Genomic DNA, 14,980 nt, shown 5'->3' on the forward strand with positions numbered 1-14,980 from the left:
CCCCTCCTTCCGTTCGCACCGGGACGGCCCCGGGCCCTTCACCTGGGAAGGACGGAAGGTGTTAGTTATGCGTTGCCTGTGTCGGGAGGGAAGAATGGTCGCTCGCGAGGCCAACTACGGTGGCCGCAACCGGAGATGGCCGCGCGAACGAGGGAGCGGGGGAGCGGGGGAGCGGGGAGGGCGGTCAGGTCCAGGCGCGGTAGGGCTCGTCGATCAGCTGGAACACCGGCTCGCTGCGGACCGGGTCCTTCGCCGTGGACAGCCGCACCCGGTCCCCGCTGTGAATGCCGATCGGCGGGCCGATGACCCTGCCGCGCACTACGAACCCCTCGGCCATCTCTATGAGGGACACATTGCGTGCCGCGGGGGTGTTGCGGTGGACCACTGTGGAGTGCCGGACGGTCCCCACCCCTTCGCTGCGCTCGGTCCGCAGGTCACTGCCCTGACAGACCGGACACAGCAGCCGGTGGTACATGGCCGTACCGCACCAGCTGCAGCGCTGGAAGACGATGGCGTCCCTGTCGGGGGCGGCGGGTTCGAGTACGCCGGCACCGGAACCGCCGGTCTGGCGAGCAACGCTTCCTGAGTGGTGGTACACGCTGGTCAACTCCCTGCGCTCGGCCGGAATCCCACGTGCGCGGGTCACCCGTGCACGGACGTGCCCGGTTCACCGTGCCACCGTGCACGGCCTCAGCGTATGGCACTGAGTGCCACTCGTAAAGGCACTGCGTACCCTGAATTATTCGCCTGGGCAGAGCGCGCGCATCATGCGCACGGGTCGAGCGTCCGGACTATGTGCCCGGCCGCAGCGCCGTCTCGATCTCCTGAACGACCCGCCACAGCGGGGCCCCGCGCCGGGATACGACGACCACCACGTCCTCGGCCGGTTCGTGACCCCCCGGTTCGCCACCATGCGCGTCGCCACCGTGCGCGTCGACACCGTGCGCGTCGACACCGTGCGCTTCGTCGCCGTCCGGGCGCGGGGCGGGGCCGGTGCCGAAGGCCGACTGCACATATCCCAGGGCGTGGTCCACCTCGGCGCTCGCGTCGCCCTGGCCGTCGGAGCGCAGCCAGGACCGCAGCGCGTTGTTGTGGGCCGCGACCACCGCGGCGGCGATCACGTCGGCCTGGAGCGTCCCGTCGCGCCGGCCGGCGAAACGCTCGCGCAGGTACTCGGCCAGCTGCCGCTCGTAGCGCCACACCACGGACAGCTCGTACGCCCGCAGTCCGGGCACGCTCTTGGTCAGGCGGTAGCGCTGTACCGAGAAGGTCGGGTTCTCCGCGTACATACGCAGCACCAGCCGGGCGGCGTCGCTCACCCGGCGCACTGGCTCGTGCTCCTCGCCGCTTGCCGCCAGGAAGGCCGTCATGTCCGCCAGGCACCGCTCGTGGTCAGGGAAGACCACGTCCTCCTTGGACGGGAAGTAACGGAAGAACGACCGTCGCCCGACGCCCGCGAGCGTCACGATGTCGTCGACGGTCGTCTGCTCGTAGCCCCGCTCCAGGAAGAGCTGGAAAGCCGCCGCGACGAGGGCGTCCCGCATGGGGGGCTTGGCGGCCGTGGCCTCCGCCCTCTCGCCCTTTTCCGCCCGCTCGGCCTTCTCGCCGCGGCCGGATGCCGCACTGCTGGAGCTCATGGACCGGAACGTAGCACCTGAGCTGGATGGATGGCACTCAGTGCAGCGTGATGGGGGAACTGAGTACTGTCCCCGAGTGCTGGCCCTGATGAGGTCCGGGCAGCCGCCCAGCCAGCGCCGACACCTTCGGGTGATCGTATTGATCGGAAATGATCGATACGATTGTGGGCGTAGAGTGAGCGCCTCGGGATCACGCTCCGCGTGGCCCGCGGGATCGTTCGACCGGCCTCGCCCCAGGGGGAACCATGCGACTGCACGTCGACCAGCGCCACGAGCGGGTGCTCGAACTCGTCCGGGAGCGGGGCAGCCTCCGCGTCGCCGAACTCGCCGCCGAACTCGGCGTCTCCGCCGTCACGCTGCGGCGCGATGTCGAAGCGCTCGCTGCGCAGGGCCGGGTGCAACGGCTGCACGGCGCGGTCGTGTGGCCGGGGGACACGGCCGCCGAGGTGCGCGAACGGCCGGCGGGCGCCGAGGGCGCGGTGATCGGAATGATCGTCCCGACCACGAACTACATCTTCGCCGACATCGTGCGCGGCGCCCGGCAAGCGGTCGCGGCCCGGGGCGGCCGGCTCGTGCTGGGGGTGTCCGGCTACGTCGACGCCGAGGACTCGGTGCAGGCCGACCACCTCCTCTCGGGCGGCGCGGAAGGACTGCTCGTCGCACCCAGCTGGTTCGGCGGTGTGCCCGAGAACGGTCAGGAGAAGTGGCTACTGGAGCACGATGTTCCCGCCGTCCTGGTCGAACGCCTGGCCCCGCCCGGAAACCCCGCCGCCGTGCTCGACCGGGTGCGCACCGACCGGGCCCACGGCGCCGCGGTCGCCGTCGGTCACTTCGCGAGCCTCGGGCACCGCAGGATCACCGCCGTTCTGCAGGAGGGACCGCACGCCAACCAGATCACTGCCGGCTACCAGGCGGCCGTGCAGGCCCTGGGGCTCGACGTGGACAAGGGCGCCGCCCCGACCGTGCGGGAACACGGGGACTACGAGGCGAGCGTCGACTATCTCGTCGAAGCGGTGAAGAAGCGTCGCGTCACCGCCGCGCTGGTGCACAGCGACGAGGACGCGATCGTGCTGGTGCCACGGCTCCAGGCATGCGGCATCCGGGTCCCGGACGACCTGGCGCTGATCGCGTACGAGGACGAGGTCGCCGGTCTCTCCGACGTACCGCTCACCGCCGTCGCGCCACCCACGCGCTCCGTGGGGGAGCTGGCCGCCAAGCTGCTGCTGGAGCGCCTCGCCGAGCGTCGCAGCGGGCAGCAGCCGGGGCCGCGTCAACACCTGGACCTGCTCCCGGAGTTGAGGGTCCGCTCATCCTGCGGTGGTGAATCGATCGGCGGATGAGCGAACATGGCTGGTCGCCGCAGGCCCCGGGATCGGCCCGGCGCCGCGTCCGCTACGGCATGCCGATGTCGCGGCCCAGGTGTTCGCCGCCCTCGGCCGACACCCCGACCGGCACTGGACCCTCGACGGCCGCCCCTTCGCCGCCGCCCCGCACGCGGTGCTCCTCGACATGGACGGCACGCTGGTCGACACCGAGTCGCTGTGGCTGCGTACGGTCCGTGAGGCCGTGCCCCGGATCGGCGCCGACGACCTCTTCGATGTCCTGGGCCGTTCGGCCACCGAGGCCGCCGCCCGCCTCCTGCCCCTGACCGGTGACGACGATCCGCAGTCTCTCGCCGCCGTCCTGGAAGCCCGCTTCCTGACGGCCGTCCAGCGTGAAGCAGCCCCGCTCCCCGGTGCCCTCGCGCTCCTCGATCTGCTCCAGGAGGCAGGCATCCCGACGGCGCTCGTCTCGGCGTCCTCGCGGCCGGTGATGGACGCCGTACTGAAGACGCTGGGCGCCGACAGATTCGGTACGACGGTCGCCGAGGGCGAGGCTCCGCACGGCAAGCCCGCGGCCGCCCCCTACCTCGCCGCCGCCCGGTCCCTGGGCGTGGACCCAGCGGCCTGTCTCGCCGTCGAGGACTCGCCCACGGGGGTCGCCGCGGCCGAGGCGGCGGGTTGCCGGGTGCTCGCCGTCCCCTCGTACGCGCCCATCGACCCCGGTCCTCGGCGCACCGTGCGGCGGGGCCTGGAGGGAGTCGGGAGGGAGGAGCTGTGGGCGGCCGGGCTGTGGCCTCGGCCGGTCCGGCGTCTGTTCGTCGGCCTCGGCTGGTCCGATGTTTGTTCGGTGACCGCCGGTCCGCTTACGATCGCCTCCCGCCGCAGCCGAGGAGCACCACATGCCGCCCGCCCGACCCCGCCTCCTGTACGTCACCGACCTGGCCTACCAGGCACGCGGGCGGCGCTACTGCGACGAGGACATCTTCCTCACCTCACGGCTGCGGGACGACTTCGACCTCGCCCTGTGCCACCCTCGGGACGCGGCCGCGCTCATGGACGCCTTCGACGCGGTCGTCGTCCGCAACAGCGGTCCGGTGCTGGGTCACCAGGACGCGTACGACGAGTTTCGCCGGCGCGCGGTCGCCGCGGGGACGCGGGTGTACAACCCGCTGTCGGGCAAGGCGGACATGGCGGGCAAGCAGTATCTGCTCGACCTGACCGTCGCCGGGTTCCCGGTCATCCCGACCGTGGACCGCAGCGAGGACCTGCACCTGCTGCCCGAGTGCGATCGGTATGTCGTGAAGCCCAAGCTCGGCGCCGATTCGATCGGGCTGCGGATCGTTTCGGACCCGGCCGCAGAGGGCGCGGGTGAGGAGTCCGGCGGGACCGTCCTGATCCAGCCGTGCGTCGATTTCGCCTACGAGGTCTCCTTCTACTTCGTCGACCACGACTTCCAGTACGCCCTGTACGCGCCGCACACCGACCGACGATGGCAGCTGGAGCCGTACGAACCCACCGACGGCGACCTGGAGTTCGCCCGGCGTTTCATCGAGTGGAACGGCATCGACCACGGTATCCAGCGCGTCGACGCCTGCCGTGCGCCGGGCGGTGAACTGCTGCTGGTCGAGTTGGAGGACCTCAACCCCTATCTGTCCCTGGACACCTTGGACGACAGGCGCCGGGACGCCTTCGTCGCCGCGATGAAGGCGTCCCTGCACCGTTTCCTCGCCGCGGGAGCCTGACCGCAGCCGCGCGCTCTCACCCCAGCCGAACGGTGATCTTCTGCGTCGCGCCCTTCGTCGTGCTCAGGTCGCCGAAGGTGAGCCTCAGTGACGAACCGGTCGTCGCCGCGGTCACGGTGGACGGTTTGGAGACCACCGCGGACACGGCCCGATTCCAGGTGAGCGTCAGGCCCGTCTGCATCCGCATCGGATCGCTGACGCAGATCACCGCCGTACCGTCGGACTTCTCACTGATCATCACGCAGCACGGATTGCTTGCCACGAGAGGTCCGACCGTGCCGCCGAACCAGAAGTTCACGCCTGTGAAGCCGAGCGAGCCAACGGCGACGCCCTGCTGGTCGTTGGTGTTGGCGAGGACGGTCAGCCAGGTCGTGGCGGCGGCGCGGGCCTGGGTCCGAGCGGCCGTCGCACACGGCATGAGCAGATAGGCATAGCGGCCGTCGGTCGGATTCGTGCCGTGATCGACGTACAGGGTCAGGTACTTGCGGTCGAGTACCGTCGTGGAGCCGCCCTTGTTGATGTCGCTCCACCGACCGTCCCGCGCGTCCCGCAGCGCCTTCACGGTCGCGCCGCCGGGGAACACATAGCCGCCGTGTCCGCCGATGTGCGCCCAGGTGGCGCCGGTGAGCGTCTCCGACCAGGGGTGGCCGGCGGGCTTGGCGGTGCCGTCGACGACGAAGGGGGCGGCGCCCGTGGGACCGAGGTTGCGATTCTCGACCGTCGTCTCCACCGCCGTGCCGTCGGTGCACTTGATGCCGGCACCGAGGCAGACGACCCTGTCGTCCAGGAAGAACCAGGACTTCTTCGCGAGCAGCGTGGACTGCAGGCCCTTCAGGTACTGCCCGATCGCCGCCCGCTGCCCGTCGGTGGCCCCGCCGACCCAGTTCACATCGGGCAGGGACGCACCCCAGTCGCCGCCCGCCGCGTCCGCGAGCGTTCTGCGCGACGTGGTCGTGCCGGGCAGCCGGTACGGGTCGACCGTGGGCCAGAAGGCGTCGCTGTACTGGCCGTTGCCGTAGGTGTCACCCCACCAATAGAGCATCCCGGAACCGGTGTGCCAGCCCCGCAGGTTCTCCCCGTTGCCGGTCTCGTAGTAGGTGACCCGCCGGTCGGCCATGCTGAGTGAGGCGGCCCAGCCGGGCCTGCGGTGCGTGGCCCGGGCCATGTTGGGAAACAGCCGGTGACCGGTCGGCTCGGCGATCGAAGTGATCGAGGTGTCGTCCAGGACCGACTCGAAGCGGGCCAGAGCGGTGAGACCGATCGTCTGATTGCTCATGGGCGGGCTGTAGTAGTCGCGTTGCAGCCACCCCTTGACCAGTCCGCGCCAGCGCGCGTTCTCCGTGGCACTCGCGCTCTGACCGAGCAGAACGATCGACGCGAGGATCGGATGGCCCCTGAGGTGATCGTCCTGCTGGATCTGTTTCGTGTCGGACGCGGACAGTCCCCGGCTGATCGCCCGCCCCGACACACCGTCCATCACCAACCCGTTGTAGAGGAACGGCGCCCACGCCCGCTCCACCGCGTCGAACACGATCTGCCGGTACGCGTCGGTGACCTCCCAACTCGACCCGGCCAGCAGCGCGAACAGCGACCCGAGCCCGCCGAGCAGCACCGAGCCGTACGAGCCCGTGTACGGCACCGTGGTGTGCTGGATGAACGACCCGTCCGTGTAGAGCCCGTCGCCACTGGTCACGTAGGGGAAGACGGGGGAGAGGGCGTCCCGCGCCAGGGCGACCTTGGCGGAGTTCGCGCCGACGATCCCGCGCAGTGCCAGCACCCGGCACAGGTCGACGCGGTTTGCCCCCGTGCTGGTGCCGGTGTAGTCGGCGACCGCCGAGTCGGGCACGAAGTGGTCCACCGCGGCGATGTAGTCGGCGATCCGGTCCGCCGACAGGTGGTCGTACATCAGCACACAGACGTCGAGCAGCGACTGCGGCGCACCGATCTGCCAGCTGTACCAGTTGCCGTAGCGGGCCTGGCCAGCGTTGTAGACCTCCGAGTGGAGGTGATCGAGTCCGGTCAGGATCGCGTCCCTGAGCCCGGTGTCGCCGGTCAGTCCCGTGCCCTGCTGGCAGTACGCCTGGGCGAGCGTGTTGAGCCGGTTGTAGCTGGTGTTCATGTTGCCGGAGTAGCCGTACGACTCCTGATCGGTGTCGGGCTCCGGGTCGGCGTACCCCAGGTCCGGCCAGAGCGAACCGGCGGCCGGGGCCATGGAGGACCGCAACCGACGTGCGGTGTCGCCGAGTTCGGCAAGTCGGCTCTTGAACGGTTCCGAGGTGGGGCTGAACCCGTCGCCCAGAATGAGCGTGCGCCACTTGGCCCGCAGGGTGGTGAACTCGTCAGCCTCCGCGGCCGGTACGGCTGACGGAGGCTCGGCGCTCGCCGGGCCGGACAGGCCGAGCGCGACAGCGGTGCCAGTGCTTGCGGTCAGAAAGCCGCGACGTGACCAACGAGTCGTCATGACGGCGCTTTCTAGCAGGGGAATGTTCAAACGCTCAATAGTCGATACCGAATTGATCGTATTGATCATTTGGGGAGGGTGGGGGTGAGGGTGGGAGTGGGAGTGAGGGCGGGCCTCCTCCGCTGAACCGCTGGGGCGGCAACCCCGTATCACTCCTCGGGAATTGGCGAAGCCCGTGAAGACGGGACGGAAGGAGAGCGGCGTGCCCACTCGGCCCGACCCCGCGCAGCCCGACGAAGACCCGGCCCTGGAACCGATCCGCGTCCTGCGTCCACGCCGCACCGACGCGCTCGCTGAGCTGTTCAAGGAGCTGGAGCAGGAGCGGAACGGCTACGAGACCGTGGTCGTGCCCGGTGCCCTGCCCGGCGCCGAGGAGGCGACCCAGGAACTCCCGGCCGTCACCGAGGAAACGAGGATCGCACCGCGCGGGACTGTCGCTCGCCCGGGCCCGGACGCGCCAGGCGCGGACACGCCAGGCCCGGGGTTTCGTCGCGCGGCCGTCGCGGTCGCCGTGACGGCCGCCGCGGTCATCGGCTTCGGCGGTGCGCTCCTGCTCTCCGGCCGTGACGGCGACACGGCGGCGGCGAAGGATCCGGCTCCGTCCACCACGGCCTCGGCGTCGGCCGCGCCCACCCGGAACGCGCCCGGCGCGGGTGGTTCAGCCGGCGCACCCGGCGCCGACGAACCCGGTGACCCTCCCGCCTGCAGCGCGTCCTTCCGGACCGTCAACAGCTGGCAGGGCGGCTATCAGGGCGAGGTGACGGTGACCGGTGCGCCCGCCGCCTCGGCCGCCGGCTGGACCGCGACGGTCGTACCGGCCGACGGTGCCCGCCTCACCCAGGTCTGGGACGGCACCCTCACCACGACCGGGGACGGCACGGCCACCGTCGCCAACGCGTCGTGGAACGGGAAGCTGGCGCCCGGCGCTAGCGTCACCTTCGGCTTCATCGCCGACACCTCGGCGTCCGGTGCCCCGTCGGCGGAGGTCACCTGTGCGGCGACGGCGGATGCGTCCTGACGCCGCCGCACGGCCGCGCGCCTCGGGTCGAAGGAAGAGCGGCGGCCGGTCAGCGCCCGTGGTCGACCAGCGCCTGCGACACCGCGCGCACACTGCGGGCGATGTGCTGCAGCTGCATGACCTCGGCCGCGTACAGCTTGATGGTGTGTTCGATGACCGACTCCGGCATGCCGAGGGCGGGCAGGTCCGCCCGGGCGGTCTGCAGCGCGGTGCGCGCGACCCGGATCTCGTTCTGGACCTGGATATGCGCATGGCGGGCGAGCAGCACGGGGTGGCGGATCAGGGCCGGGTAGCTGGCGTAGCGGGCCGGCACCAGCTCGCGCAGCCACTTGGCCGCGGAGCGTTCCCAGTCGTAGGAACCGGGGGCCTTGACCTGGCACGGCCAGTCCGGGGTGATGCGCGTGGTCGTCAGGGGCATGATCATCGCTTCCGGGTGTGCGGCGTCGTCCGGGGTGTTCGACGTGGTCGGGGCGGCCCCGGCCTAGGGGATGACCGGGGCCGCCGCCACGGGCGCTCGCGCAGGCGATGCCCGACCGAACAGCCCGCGCGCCGACGCGGGTAGGAGACGGCGGCAACGGGTGTTCGTTGAGGAGCCCGGAAGGGCAGACGGCGGTCGCACGACGGATGGGGTGACGTGCGCATGAACGGACCGGCTGCTCTCTGCGGGCGGATGGTGCGTGTGAAGTATTTATATATGCCGTCCGCTTTGCAAGACGTATGAAAACATTCATGCGCGCTTTGAAGTGAATGGTCCCCTTGTGGTGCGGTTCGAGAGAAGTGAGGGAGCGGTGCCCTGCGGGCGGGTGATGCGGTGGATCAGTCCTGGTGGGGGCTGTTCCGGCGGGATCAGTCCCGGAGGAAGAACTGGTGCTGGTCGGAGATCTGCTCGTAGTCCTCGAGCCGCGCCTGTGTCCGTTCCGGGTCGGCGTCGGTCATGGCCTGCAGCAGCGCGGCGGCCATCACGCCGGGCGCGGCGTAGGAGTCGAAGACCAGCCGGGAGCCGGTGTTGGTGGCGAAGACGACGTCCGCGTCGTCGGCCACCGGGCCGAGTGCCAGGTCGGTGATCAGGGCGACCCGCAGTCCGGCGCTGCGCGCGACCCGTACGGCGGTCAGGGTCTCCTGGGCGTGCCGGGGCATGGAGAACGCCAGCACCCAGGTGCCGCCCGCCTCGCGCGACTGCAGCAGCGCGTCGTAGGCGACGCTGCCGCCCCGGGTCACCAGCCGCACATCGGGGTGGACCCGGCGCGCCGCGTAGGCGAAGTACTCGGCGAGGGACGCCGAGATGCGCAGTCCGAGGATGGTCAGCGGCGTCGACCGGGACAGTTTGCGGCCGATGTCGATCACCTGGTCGGGATCGCCGAAGTCGCGCCGCAGGTTCTCCAGGTTCTCGATCTCGGCGTCCACGGCGGACTGCAGTTCGTTCGCGCCGTTCTCCTCGGCCGCGGGGCCCCCGGCGAGGTGCCCGAGCGCGATCGACTGGAGCCTCTCCCGTAGCGCGGGGTAACCGCTGAAGCCCACTGCCGCGGCGAAACGCGTCACCGACGGCTGGCTGACACCCACCCGTTCGGCGAGATCGGTGATCGAAAGGAACGCCGCTTCGGTGATGTGCTCGATCAGATACTGGGCGATGCGCCGCTGCCCGGGTGACAGCCGAGGCTGATCGAAGAGTGTCCTGAGCTGGGAAGTCGGGGACGCCTCCGCTTCGCCGGCGGACTTGCCCGAGGTGATCGCGGATGCCTGTGCGCGTGCCTGCTGCGGCGATGGCAGGGAGGCGGCTCCATTGTCTTCCACAGTGCTTCAACATAGCTCACACACTGTGGTGACCTGGGCTGGTATGGGGCCCGCGCTCACCGACGATAGATGGTGATCGAATGGCCGACCGTATCGATCGGACGACTGCTGTCGATCAATTCGGCCAGTCGGCCGGTCGCCTTGGCCACCGCGGAGTCCGACACGACCAGCAGTCCGCGCACCTCGCGGGCCGGTACCTTGCGCGGATCGGCCGCGTCGATGCCGTGGGCGGACGGCACCCCGCTGCCCTTGTACACGAGCCAGATCCGCTCGCCCCGATACCGCTCGTTCAGCCGGTCCGCGAGCCGGCCCAGGTCCTGGCCCCAGTCCACGTTCGAGTCGTGCAATCGCAGATGGGTCTTCGCCGGACCGCCGAACGCCTCGTTGGAGTACGGCAGGTAGTACGGATACGTTCGCAGGGAGCTGACCGCGACGAACGCGACCAGTGCCCCGACGGCGACCGGCGCCCACCGCCACCGCACCGCGAGCACACAACCCCCCGCCACCGCCAGGAACATCGGCACGAAGACGGCGTGCCGCGTGCCGAAGTCCCGTGACCCGAGCATGGCCGCGGCGAGCAGCACGGCGGCGGGCACCAGCAGGTAGGGCGCCGCCGGTCGCAGCCGCCGTACGGCCACCACCGCCACGCCACCCGCCGCCCACAGGGCGAGCATGCCGAGCGGCGTCTTCACCAGCAGGGCGGCCGGCAGGTAGTACCAGAGCGAACCCGTGTAGAGCCGGCCGAAGAGGAAGCCCTGCCACGGGTACTCCTCGAACCCGAACTGGACGCGCATCCCGTCGCGGTAGGACTCCGGGAACGGCAGCAGATCGATGACGAGTTCGCGCAGCCCGTGCACCACGGGTACCGGCTGCTGCGGCGCCCAGCGCAGCCGCGGGTCGACCACCAGGTACGAGGCCCACACCACGGCGATCGCGGCCACCGCCACGACCCCGGCGCTCGCGGCCGCCCACCCGAGTACCCGTCGGCGCGGCTCCGAGGGCGACTTCGCGCACCACACCGACAGTCCCGTGAGCGCAAGGAGGACCGGGACCGCGGCCAGGGTGCTCATCTTCGTGGCCAACGCCGCACCGAGGGCCACCCCGGCCAGTGGCACGTACCAGCGCGGCCGGCGGCGGGCCCGCCACAACAGCCAGACCGACGTCAGCACGAACCCGGCCGCCGGGACGTCCAGTGTGGCCAGCGAGCCGTGCGCGATGAGGTCGGGGGAGAAGGCGTACAGCCCCAGGGCCGCCAAACCGCCCGCCGGACCGGCCAGTTCACGGGCGAAGGCGAAGACGATCAATCCGAACGAAAGAGTCAGAACGATCACGGGGAGTCGGGCGAACAGCATCAGCCGCCATGGATCATTGCCCGACTCGTACAGCAGGTGCCGCCCCAACTGGCCCTGATCACCGGCGAAGGAGCGGTCGACATGTGGATCGGCCGCCGCCCCCCCGACGGCGATGACCAGCTTTCCGAGCGGCGGATGCTCGGGGTTGTGGATCAGCCGGTGCTCGTGCAGATACTCGGCCGCCGTGCCCACGTAGACGGGTTCGTCGATCGTCGGAGTCTGCTGTACCGCCGTCGTCACCATCGCCACGGCCATCTGGCCTAGCAGCACGACCACGAGGAGCGGCACGAGCCAGCGCCTGCCGGACAGCCGCGAGGACTGCGAGGGCTGCGAGACGGAGGCGTCGGGCACACCGGAGGGCGCCTCCGGGGTCCGAGCAGGGACCGAGGCAGGGACGGAGGCAGAAACCGCGTGCCGTTCGAGCGCCATCTTCCGCTCCGCGGCGCCGTCGACCCCGCGGCGGCGGGAACTGATCCGGAGCCGGCCCATGGGCCTACTCTGCACCAGGTCCCGCCGGGGACGGCGTCACCGCTTGAGGAGTCGTACCGACAGACCATCCGTCGTGTAGACGGGTACGGCTCGCAGCGTGCGGGAGTTCAGCTCCACCCGGTCGAACTGGCCGCGCAGCTGTGACGCCTCGATGACGGGCACCGTGGTGCCCGCGACAGGCGGACGCTCCGCGTCGAGGCGCAGCGACAGCACGCTGCCCCGGCCCAGCGAGATCCGGCGGGACACCTCGAGCGCCGGACCGTGGTTCTTGCGGACCAGCAGGGCCAGGGCGGAGTCGCCCTCCTGGACGTACGAACCGCGCACCCGCAGCACCCTGTCCGCGCGGAGCGTGCCGCCCTGCACTCGCACGTCACCCTCCCCGAGGGCGTTGGCGGAAGCGGCGACCAGCACGCCGTCCTCGACCACCGTGCCGCCGTGGTACCTGTTGTGCCCGGCCAGGGTGAGCGTGCCGGTGCCGCGCTTGGTCAGGCCGCCGTCGCCGCGGATGTCGTTGCGCCAGACGTCGGCCGCGCCGAAGCCCCCGGCCGCCGCGTCGAGCGTGACGGTCACGTCGGAGTCGAAGGCGCCGTAACCGTCCGCCGCGGTGAACAGGTCGAGCCGTCCCCACTGCTCGAAGCCGTCCAGCAGGACATATCCGCCGGGCAGCGCGGTCGTGCGCAGCACCTCGCGACGCTGGGTCGCGGTCAGGTACGGCTGACGCGTCTCCAGCAGCACCTCCGCGCCCTTCGGCACGGTCAGGGGCTCGTCGCGACCGCGCCGGGTCAGCACATAGGTCAGCTTCGGCCCGACCGTGCGGGCGTTGGCGTCACGGTCGGCGTAGGGGTCGGTGGCGCGGTCGGCCGCGTGGGCGTACGCGTTGAGGGTGTCGGCCGTCGTGCCGGTCCGCTGCTCGAAGTACGCCAGGGCCTGCGCGCGGGCGGCGGCCTTGAGCTCGGCGTTGGCCGGGTCGGCGAGGGCGGCGGCGGCCAGGGCGGTGGCCATGATGCGGCCGCCGAGGACGTCGACCGTGGAGTGCATGCCCGCCACGATGCGGGTGTGGCTGAGCTCGAAGGCGCGGGTCAACAGCTCCTGGAAGCGCTCGGGCACGGCGTAGGCGTACGCCAGGGCCGCCAGGTGCAGGGCGTTGGTGTGCCCGCTGGGGAAGCCGCCGTCCTCGGCCGCACTCTCGCCGCGCTGGCGCAGCAGCTGCGGGGCGACGACCACCTTCGACTCGTAGACGGGAAAGCCGAACTCGTCCTTCCTGCCGGTGTCGACGACCTCGCTGTCCTCGTTCATCCGCCACGGACGCGGGTACTGATAGGCGAACTTGGCCGGGTTGCCGGAGGCGAAGGGGCCGCGCACGGTGTCGACCAGCTTGGCCACCCGGCCGAGGTCCGAGTCGTACGAGCCCGCGCCGATCGCGGAACCGGCCGGAGCGTCCGTGGGCACGGTGTCGCTGATCTTCCCCGAGGGGGTGCCGTCCGGAGCGCTGGTGATCGATGTGACCGCCCTGGCGCCCGACTTGTACAGGTCGGCGAGCGGACCGAGACCGGCGATCACCGAGTAGCTCTGGTGCTGACGGTCGATGATGAACGATTCCTTCGCCTGGGCGTCCGTGCGCGCGGCGGTGATCCGGACGCTGTAGCGCATATTGGCGCGCAGCACGTCGGGCATGAGTGGCGTGCCGGTGTTCCAGGCGCCCCCCGTCTTCCACACCTTCGCGAAGCCGCCGAGAACGCGGACCACCGCGTTGGTCTCGGGCGTCAGGTTCGCGACGACGTTGGTCTTGTAGTCGTCGACGAACGCGGCTCCCTTCGCGGCGGCCTTGGCGTCCGCGGCGGGGAGCCAGCCGGCGACGGCAGGGACGGCCAGCAGGGCCGCACCGCCGCCGGCGGAGGTCAGGAGAAAGCGCCTTCTATTGAGGGACGGGGTGGCGTGGCGCCCGACGGATGCCGGCATGGTGCCTCTCTCGAGTTCATCGGCCCGAACGGCCGGGAGGAGATCGAAATGATCGACTCGACCGTCCCGGTGCACATCGGGTGCACATGAGACGCACCAAACACAGGGGGATCGAGTCTTACGAGCGAAGATCTACGGGCGAGTTGTGGCGGACTCGGGAGAGCGTGGAATCCGGCAGCTGTCACACAAGTGAACGGGCGAGCGCCAGGGCGCCCTCGACCGGCGGCACTTCCAAGCGCCACGGCCGGGCCCCCGGCACGCTGTCGGCGAGCGCGGCGGCGAAGGCGTCGAAGAGGACGGGCTGGGCGAGAATGGTGCTGCCGGCGATCACGACGTCGTCCACCGGGACCCCACGCGAGGCGAGTTGGCCGACCAGCGCGGCCAGCGACCGGCCGCCCTCGTCGATCACCGCACGGGCGAGCGCTGAACCGGCCCGGGCGGCTGCGAACACCACCGGCGCACGCCGGCCCCACTGGGCGGAAGCGCTCTTGGCGTTCTCCAACGCCGCACCGAGTGCGGGCACTTCGGGGACGCCGAACGCGTCGACCAGCCCGCGCGCCAGCGCGTCGGGTTCCTCGCCGAGATCGTGCGCCGCCCACACGGCCCGTACGGCCTCGCGGACGAGGCCCGCCGCGCCGCCCTCGTCGCCGAGGACCGCGCCCCAGCCGCCGACCTGGACCGCACTGCCGTCGGTCAGCCGACCGACCGCGACGGACCCGGTGCCGGCGACCAGCCCCACCCCCTTGTCCAACCCGGCGGCAGGAACGAGCAGTTCCGCATCACCCACCACCAAAGCCGGTGCGTCGAAGTGGAGTTGGAGCGCGGTGCGGATCTGCCCGCACTGGCGCGGTGTCTCGCATGCGTGCCCGCCGACCGCGAAGGCCGAGGGGCGCCCACCGGCCGGCAGGGTGTCGGCGGCCAGTGTCGCCAGCCAGCCGGCGGCGGCGACCGGGTCGTGCGGTCGCCAGCCGCTGCTGGTGCGGACGTGATCGGCGACCATGACGTCCCCCGCGAATGCGCGCAGATGCGTCTTGGTGCCGCCCACGTCGATACCGACCACGAGTGGGGACGAGTGGGGAGTGTCCTGCACGGATCCTCTTTCGTCGTTGCGCGTTGGCTGCGACGGCGGGCGGACCGTGCCTGAGCGGGCGCAGACGTCGCGACGAGCGGCGTGGATCCGCGCCGTTGTTCGTAGGGAAGCCCCGGGAC

At 71.1% G+C, this 14,980-nt stretch carries 11 protein-coding genes and 1 pseudogene; 4 read left to right on the forward strand and 8 right to left on the reverse strand.

The window, feature by feature from the left end; all coding sequences use genetic code 11:
• Window positions 1-184 precede the first annotated feature (184 nt).
• Both ACZ7L5_RS17400 and ACZ7L5_RS17405 read right to left on the reverse strand, forming a co-directional pair.
• Window positions 185-598, reverse strand: coding sequence for a Zn-ribbon domain-containing OB-fold protein (locus ACZ7L5_RS17400; protein ID WP_471518113.1), 414 nt, complete (start codon window positions 596-598; stop codon window positions 185-187).
• Between the two features lie 193 nt (window positions 599-791).
• A complete protein-coding gene (locus ACZ7L5_RS17405) occupies window positions 792-1,544 on the reverse strand; it encodes a TetR family transcriptional regulator (protein WP_471518114.1) in 753 nt (250 codons plus the stop codon).
• 338 nt (window positions 1,545-1,882) lie between these two features.
• Here ACZ7L5_RS17405 and ACZ7L5_RS17410 point away from each other — a divergent pair, with 338 nt between their 5' ends.
• The 3 genes and pseudogenes from ACZ7L5_RS17410 to ACZ7L5_RS17420 all read left to right on the forward strand — a co-directional run bounded on the left by ACZ7L5_RS17410 (window position 1,883) and on the right by ACZ7L5_RS17420 (window position 4,701).
• Window positions 1,883-2,977, forward strand: coding sequence for a substrate-binding domain-containing protein (locus ACZ7L5_RS17410; protein WP_471517486.1), 1,095 nt, complete (start codon window positions 1,883-1,885; stop codon window positions 2,975-2,977).
• 169 nt (window positions 2,978-3,146) lie between these two features.
• Window positions 3,147-3,647, forward strand: a pseudogene (locus ACZ7L5_RS17415) (HAD family hydrolase); the annotation flags it as partial.
• Window positions 3,648-3,858: 211 nt separating this feature from the next.
• Window positions 3,859-4,701: an ATP-grasp domain-containing protein gene (locus ACZ7L5_RS17420; RefSeq protein ID WP_471517488.1), complete on the forward strand. Its 843-nt coding sequence runs from the start codon at window positions 3,859-3,861 to the stop codon at window positions 4,699-4,701.
• A 16-nt stretch (window positions 4,702-4,717) separates the two neighbouring features.
• Here the strand turns inward: ACZ7L5_RS17420 and ACZ7L5_RS17425 are convergent, their stop codons facing one another.
• Entirely contained in the window at window positions 4,718-7,162 is a 2,445-nt protein-coding gene (locus tag ACZ7L5_RS17425; RefSeq protein ID WP_471517490.1) for a polysaccharide lyase 8 family protein, read from the reverse strand.
• Window positions 7,163-7,364: 202 nt separating this feature from the next.
• Here ACZ7L5_RS17425 and ACZ7L5_RS17430 point away from each other — a divergent pair, with 202 nt between their 5' ends.
• Window positions 7,365-8,180 carry a cellulose binding domain-containing protein gene (locus ACZ7L5_RS17430; RefSeq protein ID WP_471517492.1) on the forward strand — a complete coding sequence of 272 codons (816 nt, stop codon included), beginning with the start codon at window positions 7,365-7,367 and terminating at the stop codon, window positions 8,178-8,180.
• Between the two features lie 49 nt (window positions 8,181-8,229).
• Here ACZ7L5_RS17430 and ACZ7L5_RS17435 read toward each other — a convergent pair whose 3' ends face one another.
• The 5 genes from ACZ7L5_RS17435 to ACZ7L5_RS17455 all read right to left on the reverse strand — a co-directional run bounded on the left by ACZ7L5_RS17435 (window position 8,230) and on the right by ACZ7L5_RS17455 (window position 14,861).
• Entirely contained in the window at window positions 8,230-8,604 is a 375-nt protein-coding gene (locus ACZ7L5_RS17435) for a hypothetical protein (RefSeq protein ID WP_328877390.1), read from the reverse strand.
• A gap of 422 nt (window positions 8,605-9,026) precedes the next feature.
• Window positions 9,027-9,947: a MurR/RpiR family transcriptional regulator gene (locus ACZ7L5_RS17440; protein ID WP_328884228.1), complete on the reverse strand. Its 921-nt coding sequence runs from the start codon at window positions 9,945-9,947 to the stop codon at window positions 9,027-9,029.
• An 80-nt stretch (window positions 9,948-10,027) separates the two neighbouring features.
• Window positions 10,028-11,812 (reverse strand): ArnT family glycosyltransferase, encoded by a 1,785-nt coding sequence (locus ACZ7L5_RS17445; protein WP_471517494.1) that lies wholly within the window; start codon window positions 11,810-11,812, stop codon window positions 10,028-10,030.
• Between the two features lie 36 nt (window positions 11,813-11,848).
• Window positions 11,849-13,771 carry a phosphatase PAP2 family protein gene (locus ACZ7L5_RS17450; RefSeq protein WP_471517496.1) on the reverse strand — a complete coding sequence of 641 codons (1,923 nt, stop codon included), beginning with the start codon at window positions 13,769-13,771 and terminating at the stop codon, window positions 11,849-11,851.
• A 181-nt stretch (window positions 13,772-13,952) separates the two neighbouring features.
• Entirely contained in the window at window positions 13,953-14,861 is a 909-nt protein-coding gene (locus ACZ7L5_RS17455; protein WP_471517498.1) for an N-acetylglucosamine kinase, read from the reverse strand.
• Between the last annotated feature and the right edge of the window lie 119 nt (window positions 14,862-14,980).

The organism is Streptomyces sp. NPDC107528, assembly GCF_055639295.1.